This window comes from Nitrospinota bacterium, from assembly GCA_016208975.1.
Lineage (GTDB): Bacteria > Nitrospinota_A > UBA7883 > UBA7883 > JACRLM01 > JACQXA01.
In genome coordinates, this window is sequence record JACQXA010000004.1 from 1,398,551 (window position 1) to 1,424,970 (window position 26,420).

Below are 26,420 nucleotides of genomic sequence, written 5' to 3' on the forward strand. Positions count from 1 at the left end.
TTAGGGCTTTTTTTAGACTGGGAATATGGAGTCTTTACCGCTTCTTTCGCTAGTGACGTTCATCCCCCTGGGCGGGGTGTTTTTGCTCCTTCTTATCGACAAGGAGAACACGGCCCTTATCCGGGGCGTGGCTTTCATCACTACGGTGGTCGATTTCCTGGTGTCCATCCCGCTGTTCACGCAGTTTGAGAACACCCACATAATGCAGTTTGTGGAGCGGAAAGACTGGCTCCCCGAATGGGGCATAAGCTACTACATGGGCGTGGACGGCATCTCGATGTTGCTGATCCTGCTCACCACGCTTACCACCGCGATATGCATGGTGTCCACCTGGACGGCCATAGAGAAAAACGTGAAAGAGTTCATGATCTCCATGCTCCTCCTGGAGACGGGCATGGTGGGCGTTTTCTGCGCGCTGGACTTCTTCCTGTTCTACGTGTTCTGGGAGATGATGCTCGTCCCCATGTACCTTATCATCGGGGTATGGGGCGGAGCCCGCAGGATCTACGCGGCGCTGAAGTTCTTCATATACACCATGGTCGGGTCGGTGCTGATGCTGGTGGCCATTTTGTGGATGTACTTCCACCACTACGCGGTGAAGGGCTTCTACACCATGGACATCCTTGCGTACCAGGGATTACCCATAGATATGTCCGCGCAAATCCTGCTGTTCCTGGCCTTCTTCGTGGCCTTCGCCATAAAGGTGCCGATGTTCCCGTTCCACACATGGTTGCCGGACGCCCACGTGGAGGCGCCCACGGCCGGTTCCGTCATACTGGCTGGCATACTGCTGAAAATGGGCACCTACGGTTTCCTGCGGTTCTCCCTGCCCATGTTCCCCGAAGCCACCCTTTGGGCGGTGGACTGGATAAGCTGGCTGGCGCTTATCGGCATCGTGTACGGCGCGCTGGTGGCCATGGTCCAGGAGGATGTTAAAAAGCTGGTGGCCTACTCATCTGTCAGCCACCTGGGTTTTGTTATGCTGGGCATTTTCGCGCTGAACGTGCAGGCCATAGAGGGCGGCATGCTCCAGATGCTTAACCACGGCGTGTCCACCGGGGCGCTCTTCCTTGCGGTGGGCGTGCTTTACGAGCGGCGTCACACCAGGCTTATATCGGAGTACGGCGGCGTGACATCCAAGATGCCTGTTTTCGCCGTGATATTCATGATAGTCACCCTGTCGTCCATCGGCCTGCCGGGCCTCAACGGGTTCGTGGGGGAATTCCTGATACTCATGGGCACGTGGAAGGCCAATCCGCTGTACGCGGCCATAGCCACATCGGGCGTGATTTGGGCCGCTGTTTACATGTTGTGGATGTTCCAGCGGGTGATGTTCGGAAAGGTGACCAACCCGAAGAACGAGAAGCTGAAAGACATGAACGCGCGGGAGATAGCTTACTTCGCGCCGTTCGTGGCGTTGATCTTTATCCTTGGCGTGTACCCCACGCCGATCATAAAAATGATGGAGCCCACCATTGTCCACCTTGTGGAACAGGTGAAACCCGGTTCGGGCGAGATGACCGCGCCGGAGGGCATTGCGCCCGCGCCAGCGGCCCATCACGGGCATGGGGCGGGCGGGGATCCGGGTCATAACCGGACGGGTTCCGGATATTAGCGGTTTTGCAAATAAAGAGAGCAGATGAAACCGATTAGCATTCCAGACATATCGCTGGGGGCCATAGCCCCTGAAATAACCCTTACCGTGGTGGCGCTGACGCTACTTATGGCGGAAGTGTTCGCCGACAAGAAGGGTAGGGACAATCTGGGTTACATCGCGCTGGGCGGTGTGGCGCTGGCCGGTTATTTCACCTACGCCCTGAAAGGGGCGCATTTCGCCACGTTCGGCGGGCTGTACATGGTGGACGATTTCTCCACCTTCTTCAAACTGATATTCACCCTGGCCGCGGGCCTGTCCATACTCATCTCTATTAAATACGGCAAGGACGAGGGGATAGACCATGGCGAATACTACGCCATGTTGCTGTTCACCACCCTTGGCATGTTTGTTATGGCCTCCGGTGAAGACCTCATCACCATCTTCATGGGCCTGGAGGTGATGTCCATATCCCTTTATGTCCTTGCGGGTATATCCAGGGGCAGGGCCATCTCCAACGAGGCGGCCATAAAATATTTCATCCTTGGCGCATTCTCGTCCGGCATATTGCTGTACGGCATGGCGCTTATCTACGGGGCCACGGGCGCCACGGGGCTGTCGGCCATAGGCTCCGCCGTGGCGGGCAACCTTGGCGGCAACGTTATGCTCTCGGTGGGCATTGTGTTTGTGATGGTGGGGTTTGCCTTCAAGGTGGCGGCGGTTCCGTTCCACATGTGGACGCCGGACGTTTACCAGGGCGCGCCCGCTCCGGTGGCCGCTTTCATGTCGGCCGGGCCAAAGGCGGCGGCTTTCGCGGCTTTTATCAGGATACTGATTGAGGCGTTCCCGGCCATGAGGGGGCATTGGTACGAAATCGTATGGGTTCTGGCGGTTGTCACCATGACCGTGGGGAACATGGCGGCGCTGAACCAGGAAAACGTGAAACGCATGCTGGCGTATTCCTCCATCTCCCACGCCGGGTACATTCTGGTGGGGCTGGCTGTTGGGACCGAGCAGGCCCAATCGTCCATGCTGTTCTACCTGCTTGTTTACACCTTCATGAACATCGGAGCCTTCGCGGTCCTTTCGGTTGTGGCGGGCAAGAACGAGGAGCGCACCAGCTACAGCGACTTTACCGGGCTTGGTTATAAAAGCCCGGTTATGGCGCTGGTGTTGAGTATCATGATCTTCTCGCTGGCGGGCATTCCACCCATGGCGGGCTTCATGGGCAAGTTCTACATATTCATGTCCGCCATTAATGAAGGGTTCATTTACCTGGCCATTATCGGCGTGCTCAACTCGGTGGTGTCGGTATTCTACTATTTGAAACTCACCGTTTACATGTACATGCGCGGCGAGGGGGAAACCACCGCCCCGGCCATCACGTTCTCGCCTTCAATGGCGGTGGCGCTGGCGCTTTCGGTTTACGGCGTCATTTGGCTGGGCGTCAATCCTGGCGCTTATATAGAAATGGCCCGCGCGGCTTTTCTATCTTTCCAATAAGCGGATTTAAGCCTGGCGGGTAAATCCGCCGGGTAGCATTACCGTCCTAAAACCCAATTTTCATTGTGATTACGCGATTCGCCTTTGTGCTATCATCGTGCAATCTTTTTTTGCGGGGTATCTTGAATGTCGAAGAATGGATTTGGCGTGATAGCGCGTTACTGGTCCGTCGCTATAACAGCGATATTCGCTTTGGCGGTTTCTGCTTGCGAGGCGCCTAAAGAGCAGTCCGGCACCTCAGCCAGCGGCATCCAATACAGCAGTGTGCTATTAAAAAGCACGGTCCTGCCCGGAGCCGTGGTGAAACAGCTGGAAACTGTGACCGGGGTGGATTCCGGTGGCGGCATGGTAACGGAAATCGTCGCCGACAGCGATGGGCTGATTTATGTGGACACGTTCAGCTCCGCCGCGGGGATTTATTACGATTACGATTACACCACCCAGTCCACAACCGGGGGTTACGCTGGATTTTACTCTTTTCAGATATACTCCGGCGGGGCGACTTTGGGCATGTTAGCGCCCGTCCGGTACACCTCAGAAGGGGATTTCCCGGGCGGTGATTACCTTATGAACTTGACCAACGCCGACCGGGCCGCGGCCAATGTAAACATCTGGCTGGTGAAAAAGAATGACCCGGATTTTACCACCGGCTCCATAACCGTAAACTTGTTCGTTTACACCGTCAGCGGGGAGACCAACCCGGTGGTATCCAGCCAGGACGACGCGGAAATAATCCGTGGATACCTGAACAACATATTCGCCCAGGCGGGGATCAGTGTGGGGGCCGTGAACCTGGAGTTCCGGGACGACCCCGGCGCCATCTCGCAGATGAGTTCAATGGACGGGCTCAGCCAGTTTCTCATAGCCGCTTCCAGGGGCACAGAAGGACGAACCGACACCGGAATAAACTGTTTTCTTATGCCCACACTGCCGGAAGGGCTGGTGGGGATGGATGGCGCCATACCGGGGCCGGGTTTTCTTCACGGCACCGGCGCTTCGGGGCTTGTGACGCTGGCCGCTTCGTATGGATTTACGGCCGCGGGATACACGTCGCATGAGACCGACCAGATTTATCTGGCCCTTACCCTGGCCCATGAGATGGGCCATTATCTGGGGCTGTACCATCCGTCCGAGAGTAGCGGGCAGGAGCATGACCCGTTGGAAGATACCCCCGAATGCGGTAGCGATAACGACACCGATGGTGACGGGATAGTGTCCGGCCCCGAATGCCGTGGTAAAGGCACAGAGTATCTTATGTTCTGGACCGACGACAACGAGTACATCTCCGCAGGTACGTTCCAAACGCTAATATCGCCCCAGCAGGGGCAGGTTATAAATACGCACCCTTCAGCGCTATAACAGGAGGTTTGAATGCTTGTGAGAAATATGGCCATAGCGGCTCTTGCGGTTTTAACGCTGGTTTTCGCCCCGTCTGTGGGCCGGGCGCAGGCGGGAACGGTTGTGGTGCCTTATGAGAACATGGTTTCTGTGCTGTCCGCTTATCACGGCATGCCCGGGAAAGATTACTGGGCGAAGCTGAACCCGGAAGCCACCCGCGCTACGCTTATCGGCATATCCAACGACGAAAAGCTGTTCCCGGCGGTTCGGGCGCGGGCCATGCTTGCGCTGGCTTATTTTAAAAATGACGAGGCGGTTAGCCTTGTGGTGAAAAAATCAAAAGGGGACCTTAACCCGTATATCCGCGCCACGGCCATAGAGGCATTGGCGGCTCTTGAAGGTGAGAAGGCGGTTACCTCTGTAGGGCCGGGGCTTGAAGATGTGGACGTGATGGTTCGCATTTCCGCAATCCGCGCCTTGAAGAAAATAGGTACGCCGGAAGCCAAAAAGACGCTGGAAGGCGCTATGGCTACGGAGAAAAACCCCACGGCCCGCTCTATCCTTCAAAAATCTTTGGGCGATATTCGCTGAACCTGCGGACCGGTTATCTTAAAAGGGGGGGGCATCTGCCGGTAGTGTCCCAGTTTGAAAGTACAGGGGAGATTCTTCACTTACGCTCAGAATGACAATATAAAAGCCGTTGATAACATTGTCATCCTGAGCGAAGCGCAAGCGAAGTGAAGGATCTGTCTATTATTTGAGATTCAAACTGAGACACCACCGCCGTCCGGAATGAAAGCAAAGCGTTTCTGGACGTCACTGGGTACCCCCTTTTCATCCATGTGCTGGAGGCCGTGGCGGATTCCAGGCACATCCGCAGGGTGTTCATAGTGGGTGACAAAACGCGGCTGGAAAAAGCGCTGGAAAAACATCCGTCCCTGGCCGCTAAAAAGCCGGTGATCTGCCTGAACCAGTGGGAAAACCTGGCCGCCAATATCTGGAACGGGTTCATCTCAACGCTGGATGGATACGTTGAAGGGTTGGAGAAAACCAGGCCGGAATTTTTCAACCGCGCCATTTTTATCCTTCCCGGCGACTCTCCTTTGATAACCACAGGCGAGATAGACGAGTTTTTCCAAAAGGCCGACATGGAAAGATACGACTATGTGGCAGGGCTTACGCCCAAAGAGTCGTTGGCCAAATATCTGCCCACTGAAAACACGCCGGGGATAACCATGACCTGTTTCCATGTGCGGGACGGGCTGTTCAGGATAAGCAACATGCACGCGGCGCGGCCTTTCGCTTTCGTCAACCGCGGGGCTATACTGAAAATATACAACGTACGGTATCAGAAAAAGCTCCGCAACATCATCCGCCTTTTACGGGAGCTATGGGCAGTAAAACCCGTCCGCTCGAAAATATGGATGTATCTGGCGATGGAGGCGGCGATGGCTTTATCCCTGTGGGGCTTTAAGGGGTTGAGCGACAGGGTGCGGCGCCTGGTGTCCACGGAGATGATACTGGACGGAGTGGGGCAGATATTGGGTGTGCGGGCCGGCCATGTGGTCACCACCCATGGGGGCGCGGCGCTGGATATAGACAATGACCGGGATTATGACGCTATTCTGGAAATGTTTGAAAGATGGCGCAAGTTAAAATAGGCAAGACCGGCTACATGGTCTGGCTTCTTGCCACGGTTTGCATGGCGGCGCTGGGAGTGACGCTCACGCCCGAGCAGGCATTGGCCTGGGGCGCCGGGATGCACGTGGCCCAGGGAAGTTTTATACTCGAAAACCTCGCCATGATAAGGCCGGAGATAGCGGCCATTCTGTCCACTTATCCTCACGATTACATATACGGTTGCATCAGCGCCGACATCTTCATAGGCAAAGGTTATAAAAGGCGGGACGACCATTGCCACAACTGGAGCGTGGGGGAGCGGGTTCTGGCGGACGCCGGTAACGACTCCACCAGGGCGTATGCCTACGGGTATCTTACCCATCTTGCCGCCGATGTCATAGCCCACAACCACCTGATACCAAACCTGCTTTATTCAACCCCCACCTCGCGGACCATCGGCCACGTGTTCTGGGAATTCAGGGCGGACAGGTTCATCAGCAAGAGGCACTGGATGATGGCCTCCAAAGTGGTGTCCATGCACAATCATGGCAACGACACGCTGATAAAAAACGTGATGAACCGGAGCCATCTGCGGTTCGGCGCCAAGAAGCTGGTATTCAAACGGGCCGTGAGACTGACCGACATAATCACTTGGCGCGAACAGGTGCAGGAGACAATATTCGAAGGTTTTCGGGTGCTGACCCGGAAAAGGGTGAACACCCTGAACAACCACTCCATCAATTTGATCCTGGATCTTTTTATCCGGGGCCGCGAAGCGGTTTGCATGAAATACGACCCCGTGGGGACGGATAACACCATCCATGCCAAACTTATCCGCCGGGCGGACCAACTGGCGTGGCGGATTGACGACGCCACCGACCTGTTCCCGGTGCCGCAAGAAATTCAATCGCTTGATTACGTGGATCACGAAACCGAGAGGCTGTAGATCTCGTTAACGCGCGATTGTTACAAGCCTTTCGAACGTCTCGATCCTTCTGCGCAAAAGCCCGGCGTTAGGCTGGGAAAGGCTTTTGATAAACCACTCGCTGGCTTTGTCCGCTTTCTCCAAACGCAAATAGCAAAGGCCCAGCCTGTAATGGGCCATGATGTCGTGGGGGAAAGATTCCATCACGCCGTTATATAGTTTAAAGGCTTCTGCGTAATTGCCCTGGGCCAGCCGGATGTCAGCCTTTAGTTTGGCAAGGAAAGGGTCGTCCTCATTATCCAGTGTGTTTTCGAGTTTGGCAAAGTAAGCCGAAGCGCTTTCCAAGTCCCCGGCAATCAGCGATAACCGGGTTAAAGACTCCAGCGGCTCCGGGTTTGCCGGGTCGGCGGCGTGGGCTTTTTCATACGCTTCACGGGCTTTGGCGTAGTTGTACAGGCCATGCCACAAGTCGCCATCAATAAGGCCGCAGTAAGTCTTTCGCCGTTGAGGGCGGGTGAGGTTGAGGATGACGTTTAGGATGCGGAACACCAGCCAGCGGATTATTATTGCCGCGTCGTCCAGCCTGTTCAACATCCATCCAGCCGGGCCACGCAACGGCTCCTCTTTTTCCTCGGCCCCCCTGTCGTTCTTGTCCAATTCATAAATGCGCTGTTCAAGATATGAAAGGGCCATGTATTGAAGCTCTATGGGCCCCATGTCAATAGACCGCTTGAGATCGGAAAGTTTGTTTAAAGCGCCATTTTCAGCGACAAAACCGGAAAGCGCAAGCAACGCATCCATTGCTGGATTTGCCCGTGACGGCGTGCCCTGCGAATAATTGCTGTTTATAAACTTTACGGCTTTAGCCGGTTCCTCGCCCTTGAAAAAGTCGAGCGCCGTAAAATAAACCGCCGGGCGGTAGCCGGGATGGTTTTCGGCGAGTTTATTAAATCCGCCAGGCTCTGGCCGGATGATCAGCGAGCGCAATTTAAGTCTTGGGTCTCCGCTGGCTATATATCCAGCGTCAAGGAACGAGGCTGTGGAGCTGACGTCCATTTTTTCCGCCGGGCGGAGCGCTTTTAAAAGCGCCAGGCTGGATTTTAACGGCATGGATTTACAGGGTGGCGCAAACTAGAGAAACATGTGGTTCTTCAAGGCGTCACTGGCGTGGCGCACCTTGGAGCAAAGTATCCTGCTCAAGTTTTGTAAAAAGTTGAAACCGAAGTTAATATCAGTATCCATCAAGTTCCTCAACTCCGCAAAAGGCAGATGGAGAGCCTTCACCTTATCCATGGCCACTACCGTGGCGGCTCTGCCCTGGCCATCCATGAAAGACAGTTCCCCCACCACTCCCCGATAAAACATGATTTCCAGGGCCTGCGGCGGTTGCGCCGTTTCGTTGAAAGAGGGTGTCGCCTTGAGCTTGAAAGATACAAGCCCTTCGTAGATAACGAAAATATCCCGGCTGTTGTCCGATTCATCTATGATGACGGCGCCTTCGGAGAATTCCATCGGGATGGCTATCCCGCCAAACTTCTTAAGAGCATCGGGAGGCATACCTTTGGCCAGCCCGGTTTCCACAAGAATTTCGGATTTATCCATAGGCCCCCCATAAAAAATCAAGCCCCGGTTCCGGAAGAATTTTTATATTCTACAATTCTCCCGGGGCCGGGGCCATATTAATAGGAATAAAAAGGCCTAGCCGTTTTCCTCCGGGGCTTCATCCTGCCCGGCTGTCTCCTGGGCTCCGGCCTGTTCCGGGGCGGCCTCGGCGTGGACGCTTATTTCCAGTCTGGCGTTCACCTTGCCATGGATGTGAAGGGTTACCTCGTGGTCCCCAAGGGTCTTTATGGGCCTGTCCAGTTCCACCTTGCGCTTGTCGAACTCATGGCCGCGCCCTTTCAGGGCTTCCACTATATCGGCGCTGGTGACGGAGCCGAACAGTTTGCCGTCTTCGCCCGAAGCGCGGGTGAAAACCAGCGGCTCCATACCTTCCAGGACGCCTTTGAGCGACTCCGCGTCGCTTATGGCGCGGGCCAGCTTGCGGGCGCGCTGTTTGAGGTTATTGTTAAACGTTTTGCGGCTAGCCTCAGTGGCTTCAAAGGCCAGGCCCCTGGGGATGAGGAAGTTACGGGCGTAACCAGGCGCCACGTTCACCTCTTCGCCCGCCGACCCCAGGCTTTGTACATAGTCGGAAAGTATGACTTTCATGGATTTACCTCCGGTTTGGCGTTATTTTTCTTTCTGAACTCAACCCATACATCGGTAAGCCCCAAGCCGCTGATGAGCAACATCATGAGCGGATGGGAGAACACCAGGAAATACCCGATGCCCCTGGCGATGAGGGGGATGTTGAATCTTAGGAACCAGCTATGGAGAATGGCCATCCCCTGGATCAGGTAGATGGACAGTGTGATGAGCAGAATGTTCATGGACGCGGTGTTCAGCGGCCCCGTGGCCATAAGAGTGCCCGCCCCTCCGGCTATCAAGGCCCACACCACCCAATCGGCGGCCGCAAAGCCCGCGAAATCGTGGTTGGCGAAATGGGCCGTCAGGCCGCGCCGCAAGGAATAAATCCGCACGGCGGCGATGTTCAGCGAAGCCATGAGCAGGAGGGTGATAAAGGCCATGCCGGGGAAAAGCCGGGCGAAAAGGCCGGCAAGCCCCTCCCGGTTCTCCTTCAACCAGTCCAGCAAAGCCTGGTCGGCGTTGACGCCGGCGTAAGAGTCCGCCAGAGAGTCCACCAGACCCAACCCCATCCGTTGCATGGTGTCCATAACACTGCGCCCGTCTAAAGAAGCGGCCGCGAAAAAAGCCAGCGCGCCCGCCAGATACACGGGAATCGTGGCGTAAGCCAGGGTGCGTTCCAGCGAATGGCCCCGGTTGTAGGAAAAAGCCATGGCCATGGCCATGAGCCCGCAGGTGGAAAGGTATAACCCAGCCTGGGCCAGGCCACCGGTAGCCAATATCACCGCCGCCGCGGCCAGAGCCACCAGGGCGCCGATAAGGTAACCGTTGGTCACCAGGGCGAAATAGAGCGGAGCGGGGGCGAAAAGCCCCAATGGAGGCGCCACCATGGAGGCGAAAAAGAACCCCAGGGAAAAAATCCCGGGCGCAATCGCCGCCAAAGGCGACCGGACGCTCACAACCTTTCCGTTAACGGACATGGACCCGGCCATTACCTATCAAGCAAACGTATAGGGGAACAGCGCTATGTACCGGGCGCGTTTTATGGCGGTGGTAACCTTGCGCTGATGGCTCGAGCAGTTGCCGGAAATCCTGCTGGGGATTATCTTGCCCCTGTCGGTCAGCAGGTTCTTCAGCGTTTTGACATCTTTATAATCGATGTTCTCGATCTTGTCCGCGCAGAACCTGCATATCTTTTTCTGGTAAAAAGTGCGTTTCCCGCCCTCCCGGGAGGAAGATCTTGTGCCTTTCTTCATATCTTTCTTACAGTCTCCAAAGAACCGTTGTAGTTAAGCCGTTAAAATGGGACATCGTCATCGAGGCTGGCCGGAGCTTCAGCATTGGAATAGCCGGTGGAAGGGCCCTTGCCTTCTTTGGCTCCGGAGCTGTCGTCGCCCCTTCCACCAAGGAACACCACCCGTTCGGCCACCACTTCCAGCTTGCTCCGTTTCTGGCCGTCTTCCGTCTCCCAGGTGGAGTAGGAAAGCCGTCCTTCAACGCATACGGGCCTGCCCTTGCTCAGGTATTCCGAGCAGTTCTCGCCCTGTTTGCCCCAAACCACGATGTCAATGAAGTTGACCCGCTCTTTCCACTCTTCCCCCTGTTTGAACCTGTCGTTCACCGCCAGGCCGAACTTGGCCACGGCCATTCCAGAGGGGGTGTACCGGAGTTCCGGATCCCTCGTAAGGTTACCGATGAGTATTACCTTATTAAGACTCGCCATTTCCGCCAGCCTCGCTTTCATCGCCCGCATCGGATTCGGCCCTGGCAGGCGCCGCGCCGGGAGCCATACGGCCGGCCGCGCCGTCAAAATAGACGGTCAGCGATTTTAAGATGTTCTCGTTCAGCCGGAAGTGCCGGTCGATAACGGGCATTTTCCCGGTTTCCAGGGAATAGCGGAGCAGGGTGTAAAACCCGTACCGGTTCTTCCTGATGGCATACCCAAGGCGCTTTTTGCCCCACCGGTCTTCTTCCATAATGGAGCCCCCTTCGGCGGTGATAAGGTCTTTCACCGTGTTGATTTCCTTGTCGATCTGCTCGTCGGCAAGGTCGGGCTTTACGATAAATACGGTCTCGTAGTCTCTTTGCATAACGCTCCTTTCGGGTTAGTGTTACTTAGCCCCGCGTGACCACAACGCGGAGCAAGGAGTTAAAAACATTTAAGTTTAATGAAACAGGCCGGTTTTTGCAAGGAAAACAGTAATAAGGTGGTGTCCCAGTTTGAATCCCAAATAATAGACAGATCCTTCACTTCGCATGCGCTTCGCTCAGGATGACGATGTTATCAACGGCTTTTATATTGCCGTTCTGAGCGTAAGTGAAGAATCTCCCCTGTACTTTCAAACTGAGACCCTACCAGTAATAACGCGGGTTTGAAAGTAGGTAAGAGTATAATAATAAAAGGGGAGTTCGTGTGCGAAATCCTGCCGCCGTCAATGTTACGATTCGCTCGGTGAAGGATTTTCGCGCCTAGGATTCACCCCACGCTGGAGGCCTGGCCATGGATATTAGCTCTGGAGACTTCCTGAGAGGGGCGCGCTCCAGCCGTGCGTTGGCCGTATTGTTGTTGGCTGTGGCGGTATTCGTCACGGCGTGCGGGGGCGCGGACATTTCATCCACGGAAGGATTGCCGGAAAAAGACCCCTCCGCCCGGGAGCTTACCCATCGGGCCATACTTGCCAAGGCTGGCAGTACAGGTTCCGCCCAGGTAATAATAAAACTCAAAACCCCCTTTGTGGCCGAAGGGGTGGAGGACGCGGCCACATCCGCCGCGCAACAGGCGGGCATTGCCACCGCCCAGGATGAAGTAGAGGCCCATGTGGCTGGCCGTAACGTAAAAAACATCAAAAAATACAAACATATACCCTTTATCGCCATGGAGGCGGATTCCCCGGCCCTGAACGCCATAATCAACCATCCAAAAGTTGAATATGTGGATTCGGACAACCCCGTTTCCACAACGTTGGCCCAAAGCGTCCCCCTCATCGGCGGGGATATCGCCTGGAACGCGGGATATACCGGGGCCGGTTATGCCGTGGCTGTGCTGGATACGGGCGTCACTAGCGGCCACGCATTCCTTTCCGGCAAGGTGGTGGCGGAGGCTTGTTATCTTACCGGTAATAAATGCCCCAATGGTCAGTCATCCATGACGGGCGCGGGCGCGGCGGCGGATGTCCATGGCCATGGCACCCATGTGTCCGGCATAGCCGCCGGGGCTTCGGCAACCATGAACGGCGTGGCCAAGGACGCCTCCATAATCGGGGTGAAAATCCTTGACGATACCGGTAGCGGCTGGGATTCGGACATCCTGCTGGGGCTGGACTGGGTGTTCTCGCAACGCAACAACTACAGCATAGCCGCCGTTAACATGAGCCTGGGCGACGGTAGCGCCTATTCGTCATACTGCGACTCCAACCACGCCGCCTATAAAGCCGCCATGGACAACCTTTCCAGCGTGAACATCGCCACGGTGGTGGCGTCCGGGAACAGCGGGTCGAAAAGCGGCATATCCAGCCCGGCGTGTGTTTCCACGGCTGTAAGCGTGGGCGCCACCACAAAGACGGACTCGGTGGCGTCATACTCCCAAAGCGCCAGCATCCTCTCGGTTCTGGCGCCAGGTTCAAGCATTTATTCTTCCATCCCGAGTGGATATCAATATAAGAGCGGCACCTCCATGGCGACCCCCCATGTGGCTGGCGCCTGGGCGGTGATGAAAAGCCAGTACGGCGCTGGAACCTCCGTAAGCGCCATATTGGCCACTTTGCAGGCTAACGGCGCATCCATAACGGACACCAACGGGTTGGCTAAAAAACGGATAAGCCTTGTGGTGGGAGGCCCATCACCGGCTCCCGCCACCATGTCCACCCCGGCTCCGGGCTCCACGCTGGCCGGAAGCTCCGTTACGTTCACGTGGACGCAATCCACCACCGCCACGGCATACGTGGTGTGGGTGGGCACCGTCCGGGGCGCCTATGACATAGGATATTTCCCATCGGCGGGCCAGACCACGGCGTTGTCTGCGGACGCTACCGGCCTGCCCACCGACGGACGGACGCTATATGTGCGGCTTTATTCCAAGATAAGCGGGGCGTGGCAGTACAACGATTACACTTATACAGCCGGGTCGCCTGGGCCTGTGGCGGCTGTTATGAGTTCACCAACCCCCAATTCCACCCTCACCGGGGCGGACATAACGTTCAGCTGGAACGCCGCTGTGGACGCAACGGGATACCGGGTGGACGTTGGAACCACCGTGGGCGGGGCCGAGATAGGCACGTTCCCGCCAGCGGGCGAGACGGCGCAAACGTCTGTTCAGGTTACGGGGTTGCCGGTGGATGGAAGCACATTATATGTTCGCCTGCTAACGAAGATCGGCGGTCAGTGGTACAGCAACGATTACACCTACACCGCGTTCAACCCTAACGCCCCGCAACCCGGCCCTGCGGTGATGACCAGCCCGGCCCCCGGTTCCACGCTGGCGGGAAGCTCCGTGACGTTCCAGTGGACGCAATCATCCACAGCCACGGCTTATGTGGTGTGGATTGGAACTGTCCCCGGAGCGTATAACATCGGGTATTACCCGGCCTCCGGCCAGACCTCCGGCACATCAGTAGTGGCCAACGGCCTGCCCACCGACGGACGGACGCTGTATGTGCGGCTCTACTCCAAGATAAGCGGCGCGTGGCAGTATTACGATTACACCTACACGGCGGGTTCTCCCGGCCCTGTGGCGGCGGTAATAAGTTCGCCGGCTCCAGGCTCCACCCTCACCGGGGCGGATCTGACCTTTAGCTGGAACGCGGCTGTTGGAGCCACCGGGTACCGGGTGGATGTGGGAACCACCGTGGGCGGGGCGGAGATAGGCACGTTCCCGCCAGCGGGCGAGACGGCGCAGACTTCCGTTCAGGCCACAGGGCTTCCTGTGGACGGTAGCGCGTTAAACGTCCGCCTGCTCACGAAAATCGGCGGTCAGTGGTACAGCAACGATTACACTTATACCGCGTTCAACCCCAACGCGCCGCAACCCGGCCCTGCGGTGATGACCAGTCCGGCCCCCGGCTCCACGCTTGCGGGAAGTTCCATAACGTTCCAGTGGACGCAATCATCCACAGCCACGGCTTATGTGGTGTGGATTGGAACTGTCCCCGGAGCGTATAACATCGGTTATTACCCGGCCTCCGGCCAGACTACGGGAACCTCCACAGTGGCCAGCGGCCTGCCCACCGACGGGCGGACGCTGTACGTGCGGCTCTACTCCAAGATAAGCGGCGCGTGGCAGTATTACGATTACACCTACACGGCGGGTTCTCCCGGCCCTGTGGCGGCTGTTATGAGTTCACCTGCTCCAGGCTCCACCCTCACCGGGGCGGATGTGACGTTCAGCTGGAACGCGGCCAGCGGAGCCACTGGATACCGGGTGGATGTGGGAACCACCGTGGGCGGGGCGGAGATAGGCACGTTCCCGCCAGCGGGTGAGACGGCGCAGACATCCGTTCAGGCCACGGGCTTGCCGGTGGATGGAAGCACATTATATGTTCGCCTGCTAACGAAGATCGGCGGCCAGTGGTACAGCAATGATTACACCTACACCGCGTTCAACCCTAACGCCCCGCAACCCGGCCCTGCGGTGATGACCAGTCCGGCCCCCGGCTCCACGCTGGCGGGAAGTTCCATAACGTTCACCTGGACCCAGTCGTCCAACGCCACGGCCTATGCGTTATGGGTTGGCACAGTCCGGGGCGCCTATGACATAGGCTATTTCCCCGCCGCGGGGCAGACCACGGCCACATCCGTACAAGCCACGGGCTTGCCCACTAACGGGCGGACGCTGTACGTGCGGCTCTACTCCAAGATTAGCGGCGCATGGCAGTATAACGATTACACCTATGTGTCGGGGCCATGACGGCGCCGGTTGACTTTTGACGGAGTAAAAACCACAATAGGCCCCATGATTTCCAATCCACTGCTGGAAGCGGCCAACCTGCGGAAAAGTTTCCCGATGCGATCCGGTGTGTTTTCCAAAACCACAGGTTACGTGCGGGCTGTGGAAGGGGTGAGTTTCTCCATCATGCCCGGCGAGACTTTCGGGCTGGTGGGGGAGTCCGGTTGCGGCAAATCCACCACAGGCCGGCTGGTATTGAGGCTTATAGAGCCCACGGGCGGGTCGGTTAAATTCGAGGGGGAGGATTTATACGCCCTACCCAAAGAAAAACTTCGCGCCATGCGCCGCAAGATGCAGATAATTTTCCAGGATCCGTACGCGTCCCTTAATCCACGCATGACCGTGGGCGCCACGCTCATGGAGCCGTTCCGTGTGCATGACGTGGGGGCAAAAGCGGAACGCAAGGATTTGGCCGCGGGGCTTCTGGAGAAGGTGGGCCTGTCAAAAGACGCCCTGCGGAAATACCCCCACGAATTTTCCGGCGGACAGCGGCAACGCATAGGCATAGCCCGGGCCATCGCCTTGAATCCCAGGTTCATCATGTGCGACGAGCCTGTGTCGGCGCTGGACGTTTCGGTGCAGGCGCAGGTGTTGAACCTTTTGATGGATTTAAAGGCGCGGCTGGACATGGCCTACCTTTTCGTGTCGCACGACCTGTCGGTGGTGGAGCGGGTGTGCGACCGGGTGGCGGTGATGTACCTGGGGAAGATAATGGAGATGGGGCCTGTGTCGGCGGTTTATTCCAAGCACACGCATCCTTACACCGAGGCCCTGCTTTCGGCCTTGCCCACGCCGGATCCGGAGAAGAAAATGGCCCGCATCCGCCTTTCCGGCGAGCCCCCCAGCGCCATCAATCCCCCGGCAGGGTGCGTTTTCCACACCCGATGCCCGCTGAAGAAAAAGGAGTGCGAATCAGTGGTTCCACCCCTTACGGAACGGGCGCCGGGCCATTGGGCCGCCTGCATCGTTCGATAGTCCTAAACCCCTGCCCGCCATCGTGACTGGAATATGAACCTTTTCAACAATAAGTTTACGGCCAGGGCGGTAACAGCCGGGTACGTGTTCATAATCTATCTCACCACCGGCCTTATGGGCTCCGTGCAGGTTTGGCTGAGACAGCGCGGTTTTTTAACCGTGGCCTCCGGACTCCTGCTGGTGGCCGGAGCCGGGGTGGCGGTGTATTTTATTGTGGCCCGGCTTGGCCGCCGGAAGCCAAAACATCTGGTTATTCTGGCCGCTTCGGCGGCGGCGTATTTTGTTCTTTCGGTCAAATTCGCCAAAACCCCATCGGACCGGATCCATCTTTTAGAGTATTCTTTACTGGCGGCCTTGGCCTATTACACGGTAAAATTCAACGTTAAAGGCTGGCCGGCCTACCCCGGGGCGTGGCTGTTGGCCACCATGGCCGGCCTGATGGACGAGGCTATCCAGCGGTTCCTTCCCAACCGCGCGGCGGATATGAGGGATTTTCTGGTGAACGCCATTTCCGCGGCCGTGGCCCTGCTGGTGGTCCGGCTTGTGATAGAGGAGAACGATGAAGTTGAAACATAAGCTTGCCGCTTTAATTCTTTGTCTGCTGGCCACCGCTCCGGTGGCGGACAGGGCATTCGCCGAACAGAAAGAAGATTTCAAGGCCGCCATAGATTTTTCGTTGCGTGAACGGTGCGTCAGCCATGACAAGACCGCCGTGCGCATCACAGACGTGGCCACCGGCGAGACCCTTTACGATTTGAACGGCTCCAGCCCATTGCTTCCCGCGTCGGTGATGAAGCTTGTCACCACCGCAACGGCCCTCAACTACCTGGGGGTCAACTATAAATTCAAGACCGACGTCCTCTATTCCGGCAAACGGGAAAGGGGCGTTATTAAAGGCGATCTCATTATTCGCGGCGGGGGAGACCCGAAACTGACCCCTGAGGTGGTGTGGCTTATCGCCGACGAGGTAAGAAGGCAAGGCATCCGGGAGGTTACGGGTAATCTCGTGCTGGACACCTCGTTCTTCGACGATCACACTATTCCCCCGGCCCGCCATGGGCGCCGTACCCAGCGGCCTTACGACGCGCCCATCGGGGCGTTATCGGTGAACTTCAACACTATCGCCGTGCATGTGTATCCGGGAGAGGCGGTTGGAGCTCCGGTTATTGCCGAGGTGGAGCCTCGCTCCGACTATTTCAGGGTGATAAACGATGCGGTGACCCGGAGCAGGGTAAAACGGCCGGTGTCCGCCCTGCGCGTTAATGGCGACGGAAAAGTGAATATCAAGATAACCGGAGCCATGCGGCCCGACGACGCTCCGGGAATCATATATATAAATATAGACGACCCCACCATGTTCGCCGGGGAGACGTTCCGGGCGTTCCTGAAAAACGCGGGAGTGAACGTGGCCGGTGGCATTGTGAAGGGGGTGACGCCCACAACGGCCCGGCTTATCCATGCGCACCAGTCCGAGCCTATATCCGTCATCCTGCGGGAGCTCAACCGGTTCTCCAATAACTTCATCGCCGAACAGGTAATTAAAACCGTGGGCGCCGAAACCATGGGCGCGCCGGGTACCCATGAGAAGGGTTTGAGCATGGTGGAGAAGTTCCTGAACGAGTCGGGGATAGACACCACCGGCGCCGTTTTCGCCGATGGCTCGGGCCTTTCCAAAGAGAACCGGGTTTCGGCGAAAATGCTTACGGACCTGTTGCTGTTGATGAGCAAAAGGTTCGACATCGGGCCGGATTTCGTGGCCTCTCCCGGAATAATGGGGGTGGACGGTTCTGTGAGAAAACGGCTTAAAACCTCCCCGGCCAAAAGCCAGGCCCGGGCGAAAACCGGCACCCTCAACGGTGTCAGTTCGTTGTCCGGATATGTATCCGGCAGGGATGGGAAACTTTTCGCCTTCGCCATCTTGCAGAACAACAACGCCTGCTATTACAAAGGCGCCCATAACATCCAGGACAAAATAGTTACAGCCATCCATCTGCTGGCCGAGAAGAAAAGGTGAGGGAAAAACTGTGGGCTATTGCCCCCGGCGACACGGAAGTTGAAAAGAATCTTTCAGACACCCTGGGGCTAAGCCCCATCATAGCCAGGCTTCTTGCCAACCGGGGTGTTGACGACCTTCAAAAGGCCAGGCTGTTCCTTGATACACCGCTCGCCGCCTTGGAAGACCCCATGAAAATGGCGGGTATGGACAAGGCTGTTTCCCGCGTCATTGAATCGCTGGACCGGGGCGAAAAGATAATGGTGTATGGCGATTACGATGTGGACGGGGTTACCGCCACGGCGCTTCTATACCTCTTCCTCAACGAAATCGGCGCCCATGCGGGGTATTACATACCCGAACGGGGCAAAGAGGGGTACGGGCTCAACTCCGCCGCCATAACCAGCCTGGCGGAGGCGGGAGCCAAGCTCATCATCACCGTGGATAACGGCATAAACGCCGTGGAAGCGGTGGATCACGCCAACGGGCTGGGGGTGGATGTCATCATTACCGACCATCATTTGCCCGGCCCCATCCTGCCCGGCGCGGTGGCGGCCTTAAACCCCAACCGGGAGGATTGCCCATACCCCTGCAAGGGCCTGTCGGGCGTAGGGGTGGCGTTCAAGCTTTGCATGGCCGTTCGCAGTCAACTGCGCCAGCGCGGAGTTGAGGTGGACACGCTTCCCAACCTGAAACGTTATCTGGACCTGGTGGCCATAGGCTCCGTGGCCGATTGCTCCCCTTTGGTGGGGGAGAACCGTTTGTTGACGCGGCATGGCATATCCGAGCTTCGCGCCGCAACGCGGCCAGGGCTTACGGCGTTAAAGCAGGTGGCCGGAGTGAACGGCGGACTTACCTCCCGCGACATAGCTTTCGCCCTGGCGCCCAGGTTAAACGCCGCAGGCAGGCTTGGAAAGGCCGACATGGGGGTGGATCTGCTTATCACCGGAAATAGCGGCGAGGGGGCGCGGATCGCCCATAAACTGGACGAGGAAAACCGCAAACGGCAGGACATCCAGAAAAAAATGCTGGACGAAGCCATCCGCAAAGCCGGGCAGGAGATAGATTTTACACAGGAAAAAGCGATAGTCATAGGCGCCGACGGGTGGAACCCGGGCGTGGCTGGGCTGGTGGCCTCCAAACTCACTGAAACGTTTGGTTTGCCCACGCTGGTGGCTTGTTTCAATGGCGAGCAGGGCGTAGGCTCGGCCCGAAGCGTGGCCGGGTTCGACGTTACGGCGGCTCTGTCGAAAGTTTCGGGGCGCCTTGTAAAATTCGGCGGGCACAAGCTGGCGGCGGGTTTCACCGTGAACCGGGACGGGTTTGAGGTGTTCCGCCGGGAGTTTTTATGCCTTGCCAGGAACGAAATTGAGCCCAGCCAGATAAAACCCACCATCAAGATTGATTGCGAGGTAAACCCCGGCGGCATAGACAGGGAGTTCTTGCGTCAGCTGGAGACGCTGGAGCCTTACGGTGAGGGGAATCCCCAGCCGGTATTTATCAGCCGGGGCGTGAGGTTTACGGAGGTCTGTTACATGGGGCGGGACGAAAGCCATGCTCGCCTGACCCTGCCGGGGGGCTTGCAGGCGCTGGCGTTTTCGAAGGCGGAAAAGTTCCGGGGGCTGGATGTGCCCAAAACACCCTTAGACATTGTTTACGTGGCCGAGGTTTCCACCTGGCGGGATATGGAGCGGATCCAGCTTCGGTTACTGGATATGGATATTTCGGTCTAGCCTGTTTATTCACCTCCCATGGCGTGCCAGCGGAAGCCCCAATGAAGGTTCGCCACGGGGTTTAAAATGAAATCTTTATTCGTGGCCGCAGTCTGTGTAAACTTGCGAGAATCCTTTGATATAATTCATTAGATGAACCATAACGACCCTGCCAGGATTCTCGTGGTGGATGACGAGGCCAGCATAAGAAAATTGTTGGACCGCAAGTTCACGATGTCGGGCTATGTTTGCGCCCAGGCCGAAGACGGCATGAGCGCCCTGGATCAGGTTCGGCAGGACAAGTTCGACCTGGTGGTCACCGACATCAGGATGCCCCGGATAGATGGCATTAACCTCATAGAAGAGATCAAGCGGCTGGACTCCGCCCTGTCGGTGATCATGATGACAGGTTACACCGACGTGGACACCGCCATAGAAGCCCTGCGGCACGGGGCTTTCGATTACCAGCTGAAACCCCTGGATTTTGACCGGCTGACGGTGGCGGTGACAAACGGCATCGAACGCACCCGTCTGTTGCGGGACCGGGCGGAGTACATGATCATGCTGGAGGCCAAGGTGCGGGAACGCACCGAGGAGCTGGCGGAAAAGAACCGGAGCATCCGCAAGTTCTTTTTCGAAACCGTCATGGCGCTGGTGTCGGCGGTGGAAGCCAAAGACAAATATACCGAAGGCCATTCCCGCCGCGTGGCGGATAACGCCAGGCTTGTGGCCCGCAGGCTTGGGATGCCCGAAGACGAGATCGAACGGATATATATCGCCGGCGTTCTCCATGACGTGGGGAAAATAGGCGTTCCCGACGCGGTTTTGCACAAGCCCGGGGTATTTACCCCCGAGGAGACGGCCATAATGAAAAACCACCCCACGCTCACCGCCGCCATCCTGGCCAACGTCGAGGATTTCAGCGACATCATTAAAATGACCCTACATCATCATGAGCGGTTCGATGGAAAAGGTTATCCGGCCGGACTGACAGGGGAGCTGATACCCTTGGGCGCCAGGATCCTCTCCGTGGCGGACGCTTTCGACGCCATGACTTCCGACAGGCCTTACCGCCCCAGGTTAACCCTTACCCGGGCCATCGAGGAGCTGGACCAGGCCGCCGGAACCCAACTGGATCCGGATGTGACTGGCACGTTTCTTTCGCTGATAGACCAGGACATGGTGACCGTCGAAAAGAAATGAAGCGGGTAGCGGCCATTGACCTGGGCACCAACACCGTGCGGATGCTGGTGGCCGAGCAAGCGCCCGAAGGGTTCTCCACCGTCTATTCCAACCAGATAATAACCCGGCTGGGCGAGGGTTTAACCGCCACGGGCCTGCTTTCCGAAAAAGCCATGAAACGGACCGTGGAAGGCATCGCCCACCTGGTGTCCCAGGCGCAAAGCCACAGGCCGTTCGACCTTTATATAGCCGCCACTTCAGCCGCCAGGGACGCGGGCAACACGGCCGTTTTCGCCCGGATGGTCAAGGAAGCCGTGGGGGCGGACCTGATGGTGATACCCTGGGAGGAGGAGGCGCGGCTGTCGCTATTGGGCGCCTCGCTTGTCACCGGCGGCAGGCTGGACAAATTCGTGCTGTTCGACGTGGGCGGGGGCAGTACGGAATACATATTGGCCGCCAGCGGCGCCCCTGCCGGGAAATGCGGCACAGACCTGGGGGTGGTGCGCCTGACCGAAAAATACATCACAAAACACCCGGTGGCGGATTATGAATACGGGCGCCTGCTGGCGGAGGTGGAGGCCAAGGTGGACACAGCCTTCGATACTCTGGGCGCCGGTGGGGGCGAGACGGTGGTGGGCACCGCCGGAACCGTTACTTCCATAGCGGCCATGGCGCTGGGATTGACGGAGTACGACCAGGGGCGCATAAACAACAGCGTGGTGACTTCCGCGGATGTGGAGGCGTTGCGCAGAAAAATATTCGCCATGACCATTGCGGAGCGTGGGCATTTAGCCTTTCTTAAAGATGGAAGGGAAGATTTGATTGTTCCCGGATTCGCCATAGTGCAGGCCACCATGAACAGGTTCGGGGCGGACAAGCTTGTGGTGTCGGATTACGGGCTTCGCGAAGGGTTTGTGATGGAGCTTCTGTATTCACCGGGGGCATGGGTATGAAGCGGTTTGTGGCGGGCCTGCTGGCGGCGGCTTGTATGGGCTTCGGTTACATGGGGCATCTGGCCATGGGCCGGGGCAACAGCCTTTATGCCGAGGGGAAATTCCGGGAGGCGCTGGAGGAGTATCAAAAAGCCCAGGGTGACGACCCGAAAATGAAAGAGGCCGACTACAACATAGGGAACGCCCTGTTCAGGCTGGGCAAGTTGGCCGAGGCCTCCGCGTCCTACGAAAAAGCGTTGGACAGCGAAGACCCCCAGTTGAGAAAAAACGCCCAGTTCAACCGTTGCGTGGCCCTATACAGCCAAGCCGCCCGGACACACGAGCAGGGGAAAAACGACGAGGCCCGGAAATTCATAAACTACGCCTTAAGCCAGTGCCGCGAATCGTTAAAAACAGACCCGGCGGACGATGGAGCCAGAACCAATTATGAGACGGCGCTTGCCTTAAGCAAAATAATTCCCGAATCACAGCCCAAATCCGGGAACATGGAAGACAAGTCCGGCTCGTCTGGCGATAAAAACCGGGACGAAAAGGGGGACGAAAAAAAGACCCAGGCTGGCAATCAGGGCGGGGCGCCCCAGGGAAAGCCCACCCCGGCCCCGCAGGCGGAAGACAAACGGCAGAATGAGGACAAGGGCAAACCCCAACAGTCGCAGTCCGAAAAAGGGGATGGAGAACAGGCGGACAACGCCCAACAAGGCGGCCAGGGGGAAGGGGGCATCAGCTCCGAACAGGCCGGGCGCGTTTTTTCGGCCATAGCCCAGGACGAAAAGAACCTGCGGGACAACATAAGAAAAAAAGCCCAGGTGAAAGAACAGAAAAGGACAGGGAAGGATTGGTGACAATTTGAGCAAGCTGGCCATTATCGGCGGTAGCGGAGCTTATGACCTTTTGCGAAGAAGCGTTTTGGGCGAGCCGGAGACGGAACAGGTAATCCAGACCCCCTTCGGCCCATCGGCCCCCATCAGGCGGTTCGGCGGCGCCGTGCCGTTCCATTTCCTTTCCCGCCACGGCGAGGAGAGGTATTCCACAGCGGCCTCTTTCGTGAATTACCGGGCCAACATATGGGCGTTAAAAGAGACGGGGGTGGAGCGGATCGTGGCATGGTCCGGCCCGGGGATAATAAACCCTTCGTTCGAGGTGGGCGCTTACGCGGTGCCCCATGACGTTATAGACCAGACCAAAAGCCGCCAGTCCACATTTTTCACCAAAGGCGGTTTGGGATTCATCAGGATGCAATCGCCCTTCTGCCCGGACCTGCGCCATTCCCTTATCTACGCCCTTTCCGGCGAGGGAAAGAAGTTTTATCCGGAAGCCGTGTATGTATGTACAGAAGGCCCAAGGCTGGAAACCCCGGCGGAAATCCGGCTGTTCCACTCTTACGGCGCAGACCTTGTGGGTATGACCCTTCTACCGGAAGCGTTTCTGGCGCGGGAGCTGGAGATGTGTTACTCGGCCCTGTGTTACCTCACCAATTACGCCGAGGGCATCTGCGACCGGGATTTTAAGGGCGGTGAGCTTTTCGAGGGAATGCAGAATGAAGAAGAGCGTTCCAGCGTGGTGATGGCCATGGACCACCTGCCACGGTTAGCCATTAAAGCGCTGGAAACGGTGGCCCCGGCGCCTCGCGGGTGCCAATGCAAAGACGCCATGCTCCGATACCGGAAGTCGGGAGTTATCGGCTCCGACTTCCGCGACTGGATAAAGCTTTAAACCGCTCCGGCAAAATCGCTCCATGAGAACCCTGTTTCATAAACTAAGCCCTATTATAAAAGTATCCACCGGGACGCTGGTCCCGGATTGCGGCGAGACATTGGCCAACGCGGTGGTGTTCGTCCACGAAGGGAAGGTGGTGGAGATATGCCCCGCCGAGTCTGTCACGAAGCGCCGTGCGGACAGGAAGGTGGATTTGAGCGGCTGTCTTGTTCATCCGGGGTTTGTGAACGCCCACTGCCACCTGGAACTGTCTTACCTGGCGGGGAAGATGATACCAGGGCTTCCATTCACCGATTGGGTTCGGGACCTGGTTAAAAAACGGGGTAAAGCTTCGCCATCCCGGGTGGATTCGGCCATCCGGAAAGCCATAAGACGGCTGATAGAAACCGGAACCACCTGCGTGGGGGACATATCTTCCACTGGCCTGTCCACCACCCATCTGCGAGAAGCCGGCCTGCGGGCCGTGGTGTTCCATGAAACGTTGGGGTATAACCCCTCGGTTGCGGGCGTCAAGCTACGGGAGCTTATGGACCGGGTGGAGCGCGCCTCCGGAAGCGAGTTTGTCACCCATGGCGTATCCCCCCACGCGGTTTATTCCACCTCCGGCGAGCTTATTAAAGGCGCCGCCGAATACGCCGCCATGCGGAAAAAACCGCTGGCTATCCATGTGGCCGAAACCATGGAAGAGAACGTTTTCGCAAAAAAGGGGACCGGCCCCTTCCGCGATTTATTAATACGCCTGGGGGCCTTTGCGCCGGGTTTCCATCCCCGTTCCGCCCCAGTGGCGGCCTTGCAAACCTTGTCGGCGCTGGAAAACGCTTTGCTGATCCACATGAACTTCCCGGCCCGTGGGGACGTTACCCGCATCGCCAGGGCTAAAGCCAAGGTGTGCCTGTGCCCCAACTCCAACCGGTGGTTTGGCAGGGACATGGAGCATCCGTTACCAAAACTTCTGGATAAAAAAGTGCCCGTGGCGCTGGGGACAGACAGCTTAGCGTCCAACATGGACCTGGACATGACGAAAGAAGCCGCCGCCGTGGCGGAAGATTTTCCGGAAATTCCGTCTCGGGATATTTTCAGGATGATGACGGAGGATGGCGCCAGGGCCCTGGGATTGCCCGAAGGGTTTGGCGCGTTGCGGGCGGGCGCCCCGTTCGACGCGGTGGCGATATATATGGATAAACCCGCCGGGGTTGCGAAGCCGTTTGAGGCTATAATAAGCCCGGATCGCCAGTTGGCCCGGGTATTTATCGCAGGCAGGGAACTGTACCGAAAGAGGGGGTAAGCGTTATGACCGACATAGTTCTGGATTACACCAACGTAATGGCCACCGCCGTGGGCCCCGAAAACGGTTTGGCCGAGGAGCAATTGACCTCACTTAAGCGCCGGGCGGCGGAAATCCATAACGAGCTTTCGAAGAAGCGAAACAGCGGAGCATTGCCTTTCTACGACCTGCCATATCAAAAAGAATCCGCCCAAGCCATAATCACAGCCGCGAAAAAGATAAAACGGGATTTTTCGAACATGGTTGTGCTGGGCATCGGCGGCTCGGCGTTGGGCACAACGGCGCTGTTCTCCGCCCTGCGGCATTCCATGCACAACAGCCTCCCGTATAAAAAACGGGGAGGGACAAGGCTCTACATACTGGACAACATAGACCCGGACTGGTTCGAGGAGATGATAGGCGGTTTGAAGCTGAAGGAAACCGTTTTCAACGTGATTTCCAAAAGCGGAGCCACCGCCGAGACCATGGCCCAGTTCATGATAATCCTGGATACCCTGAAGAAAAAGCTGGGGAAAAAGGAGTGGCGCAAACACCTCATCATTACCACAGACAAGAAGAGTGGTTCCCTCCGGCCCATCGCCGAGGAACATAAACTGAAAAGTTTCGAGGTGCCCGATGGGGTAGGGGGCAGGTTCACGGCGCTCACGCCGGTGTCGCTCCTGCCAGCCGCTTGCGCTGGTGTGGATATTGAGGCGCTTTTGGAAGGAGCCGCCCGGATGGACGAGCGGCTGAAGAACGGCGACATCATGGGCAACCCGGCGTATCTTTTCGCCTCCATCCATTATCTGCTGGACACCGTGAAGGCCAAGAAAATGGCCGTTATGATGCCGTATTCAAATAAGCTTTATTATATGGCCGACTGGTTCCGGCAACTTTGGGCCGAGTCGTTGGGAAAAAAGAAAGACATAGACGGCGCGCCGGTCCACACCGGCCAAACGCCGATAAAAGCCCTGGGGGCCACAGACCAGCACTCGCAAGTCCAGCTGTACGTTGAAGGGCCTTTCGACAAGGTTGTAACTTTCCTTGAGGTGGGGAAGTTCGAAAACGTAGCCCCCATACCCGACGAGTTTCCCGGCGTGGAAGACGTGTCATATCTTTCCGGCCATTCCTTGAACGAGCTTATCGGCGTGGAGAAACAGGGCACCGAATACGCCCTTACGAAAAACAACCGGCCAAACCTTACCATCCGCATGCCCCAGGTGGACGCCCACAGCGTGGGACAGTTGATCTACATGCTGGAGGTGGCCACGGCCTTCGCCGGGGGATTGTACAGGATAAACGCCTTCGACCAGCCCGGCGTGGAGTTTGGCAAAAACTACGCCTATGCCAAGTTCGGGAAGAAGGGGTATGAAGACCTGGCCCGCGAGATAGCGGAAACCCACGGGCAGGAAAAGCGGACGGTGTGACGCGCTACTGGCGCGCCAAAAACCTTGCCATGCTGAACCTGTCGAAGCATGGCTGGTTCAGTGTTTGCCACCCTTCGAAAAGCCCAGGGT

Annotated in this window: 24 protein-coding genes; 17 read left to right on the forward strand and 7 right to left on the reverse strand. The window is 57.4% G+C overall.

Going from position 1 to position 26,420, the window contains the following annotated elements; all coding sequences use genetic code 11:
- Positions 1-25 precede the first annotated feature (25 nt).
- From HY751_10415 to HY751_10440, 6 genes are all read left to right on the forward strand, one after another.
- The gene (locus HY751_10415) at positions 26-1,615 is read left to right on the forward strand and encodes an NADH-quinone oxidoreductase subunit M (protein ID MBI4666808.1); all 1,590 of its coding nucleotides are present in this window, start codon (positions 26-28) and stop codon (positions 1,613-1,615) included.
- 24 nt (positions 1,616-1,639) lie between these two features.
- Positions 1,640-3,097 (forward strand): NADH-quinone oxidoreductase subunit N, encoded by a 1,458-nt coding sequence (locus HY751_10420; GenBank protein MBI4666809.1) that lies wholly within the window; start codon positions 1,640-1,642, stop codon positions 3,095-3,097.
- A gap of 126 nt (positions 3,098-3,223) precedes the next feature.
- The gene (locus tag HY751_10425) at positions 3,224-4,456 is read left to right on the forward strand and encodes a hypothetical protein (GenBank protein ID MBI4666810.1); all 1,233 of its coding nucleotides are present in this window, start codon (positions 3,224-3,226) and stop codon (positions 4,454-4,456) included.
- A gap of 12 nt (positions 4,457-4,468) precedes the next feature.
- Entirely contained in the window at positions 4,469-5,026 is a 558-nt protein-coding gene (locus tag HY751_10430) for a HEAT repeat domain-containing protein (GenBank protein ID MBI4666811.1), read from the forward strand.
- 218 nt (positions 5,027-5,244) lie between these two features.
- A complete protein-coding gene (locus tag HY751_10435; GenBank protein MBI4666812.1) occupies positions 5,245-6,096 on the forward strand; it encodes a hypothetical protein in 852 nt (283 codons plus the stop codon).
- Positions 6,078-7,001, forward strand: a complete 924-nt coding sequence (locus HY751_10440; GenBank protein ID MBI4666813.1) for a zinc dependent phospholipase C family protein — start codon at positions 6,078-6,080, stop codon at positions 6,999-7,001. The genes HY751_10435 and HY751_10440 overlap by 19 nt, the downstream gene beginning before the upstream one ends.
- 6 nt (positions 7,002-7,007) lie before the next feature.
- Here HY751_10440 and HY751_10445 read toward each other — a convergent pair whose 3' ends face one another.
- The 7 genes from HY751_10445 to rpsF all read right to left on the reverse strand — a co-directional run bounded on the left by HY751_10445 (position 7,008) and on the right by rpsF (position 11,257).
- Positions 7,008-8,090, reverse strand: a complete 1,083-nt coding sequence (locus tag HY751_10445) for a tetratricopeptide repeat protein (protein MBI4666814.1) — start codon at positions 8,088-8,090, stop codon at positions 7,008-7,010.
- A gap of 21 nt (positions 8,091-8,111) precedes the next feature.
- Positions 8,112-8,582 (reverse strand): Crp/Fnr family transcriptional regulator, encoded by a 471-nt coding sequence (locus HY751_10450; protein ID MBI4666815.1) that lies wholly within the window; start codon positions 8,580-8,582, stop codon positions 8,112-8,114.
- 96 nt (positions 8,583-8,678) lie between these two features.
- Positions 8,679-9,191 carry a 50S ribosomal protein L9 gene (locus HY751_10455; GenBank protein ID MBI4666816.1) on the reverse strand — a complete coding sequence of 171 codons (513 nt, stop codon included), beginning with the start codon at positions 9,189-9,191 and terminating at the stop codon, positions 8,679-8,681.
- Positions 9,188-10,147 carry a DUF2232 domain-containing protein gene (locus HY751_10460; GenBank protein ID MBI4666817.1) on the reverse strand — a complete coding sequence of 320 codons (960 nt, stop codon included), beginning with the start codon at positions 10,145-10,147 and terminating at the stop codon, positions 9,188-9,190. Before HY751_10460 ends, HY751_10455 begins: the two co-directional genes overlap by 4 nt.
- An 18-nt stretch (positions 10,148-10,165) precedes the next feature.
- Entirely contained in the window at positions 10,166-10,423 is a 258-nt protein-coding gene (locus tag HY751_10465; GenBank protein MBI4666818.1) for a 30S ribosomal protein S18, read from the reverse strand.
- Between the two features lie 41 nt (positions 10,424-10,464).
- A complete protein-coding gene (locus HY751_10470) occupies positions 10,465-10,890 on the reverse strand; it encodes a single-stranded DNA-binding protein (protein ID MBI4666819.1) in 426 nt (141 codons plus the stop codon).
- Complete coding sequence (gene rpsF, locus HY751_10475; GenBank protein ID MBI4666820.1) at positions 10,877-11,257, reverse strand: 30S ribosomal protein S6; 381 nt, start codon at positions 11,255-11,257, stop codon at positions 10,877-10,879. The genes HY751_10470 and rpsF overlap by 14 nt, the downstream gene beginning before the upstream one ends.
- A 410-nt stretch (positions 11,258-11,667) precedes the next feature.
- Between rpsF and HY751_10480 the strand changes: the two genes are divergently transcribed.
- From HY751_10480 to HY751_10530, 11 genes are all read left to right on the forward strand, one after another.
- Positions 11,668-15,069 carry a S8 family serine peptidase gene (locus tag HY751_10480; GenBank protein ID MBI4666821.1) on the forward strand — a complete coding sequence of 1,134 codons (3,402 nt, stop codon included), beginning with the start codon at positions 11,668-11,670 and terminating at the stop codon, positions 15,067-15,069.
- 45 nt (positions 15,070-15,114) lie between these two features.
- The gene (locus HY751_10485; GenBank protein ID MBI4666822.1) at positions 15,115-16,083 is read left to right on the forward strand and encodes an ATP-binding cassette domain-containing protein; all 969 of its coding nucleotides are present in this window, start codon (positions 15,115-15,117) and stop codon (positions 16,081-16,083) included.
- Positions 16,084-16,116: 33 nt separating this feature from the next.
- A complete protein-coding gene (locus HY751_10490) occupies positions 16,117-16,659 on the forward strand; it encodes a VanZ family protein (protein ID MBI4666823.1) in 543 nt (180 codons plus the stop codon).
- Positions 16,643-18,097, forward strand: a complete 1,455-nt coding sequence (gene dacB / locus HY751_10495) for a D-alanyl-D-alanine carboxypeptidase/D-alanyl-D-alanine-endopeptidase (GenBank protein ID MBI4666824.1) — start codon at positions 16,643-16,645, stop codon at positions 18,095-18,097. The genes HY751_10490 and dacB overlap by 17 nt, the downstream gene beginning before the upstream one ends.
- Positions 18,094-19,809 carry a single-stranded-DNA-specific exonuclease RecJ gene (gene recJ / locus HY751_10500; protein ID MBI4666825.1) on the forward strand — a complete coding sequence of 572 codons (1,716 nt, stop codon included), beginning with the start codon at positions 18,094-18,096 and terminating at the stop codon, positions 19,807-19,809. Before dacB ends, recJ begins: the two co-directional genes overlap by 4 nt.
- A 132-nt stretch (positions 19,810-19,941) precedes the next feature.
- Positions 19,942-20,991 carry a response regulator gene (locus tag HY751_10505; GenBank protein ID MBI4666826.1) on the forward strand — a complete coding sequence of 350 codons (1,050 nt, stop codon included), beginning with the start codon at positions 19,942-19,944 and terminating at the stop codon, positions 20,989-20,991.
- The gene (locus HY751_10510; protein ID MBI4666827.1) at positions 20,988-21,923 is read left to right on the forward strand and encodes a Ppx/GppA family phosphatase; all 936 of its coding nucleotides are present in this window, start codon (positions 20,988-20,990) and stop codon (positions 21,921-21,923) included. The genes HY751_10505 and HY751_10510 overlap by 4 nt, the downstream gene beginning before the upstream one ends.
- Positions 21,920-22,765, forward strand: a complete 846-nt coding sequence (locus tag HY751_10515) for a tetratricopeptide repeat protein (GenBank protein MBI4666828.1) — start codon at positions 21,920-21,922, stop codon at positions 22,763-22,765. Before HY751_10510 ends, HY751_10515 begins: the two co-directional genes overlap by 4 nt.
- Positions 22,766-22,769: 4 nt before the next feature.
- Positions 22,770-23,636 carry an MTAP family purine nucleoside phosphorylase gene (locus tag HY751_10520; GenBank protein MBI4666829.1) on the forward strand — a complete coding sequence of 289 codons (867 nt, stop codon included), beginning with the start codon at positions 22,770-22,772 and terminating at the stop codon, positions 23,634-23,636.
- A gap of 22 nt (positions 23,637-23,658) precedes the next feature.
- Positions 23,659-24,924 carry an amidohydrolase family protein gene (locus HY751_10525; GenBank protein ID MBI4666830.1) on the forward strand — a complete coding sequence of 422 codons (1,266 nt, stop codon included), beginning with the start codon at positions 23,659-23,661 and terminating at the stop codon, positions 24,922-24,924.
- A gap of 5 nt (positions 24,925-24,929) precedes the next feature.
- A complete protein-coding gene (locus HY751_10530) occupies positions 24,930-26,330 on the forward strand; it encodes a glucose-6-phosphate isomerase (protein MBI4666831.1) in 1,401 nt (466 codons plus the stop codon).
- The last annotated feature ends 90 nt before the right edge of the window (positions 26,331-26,420 follow it).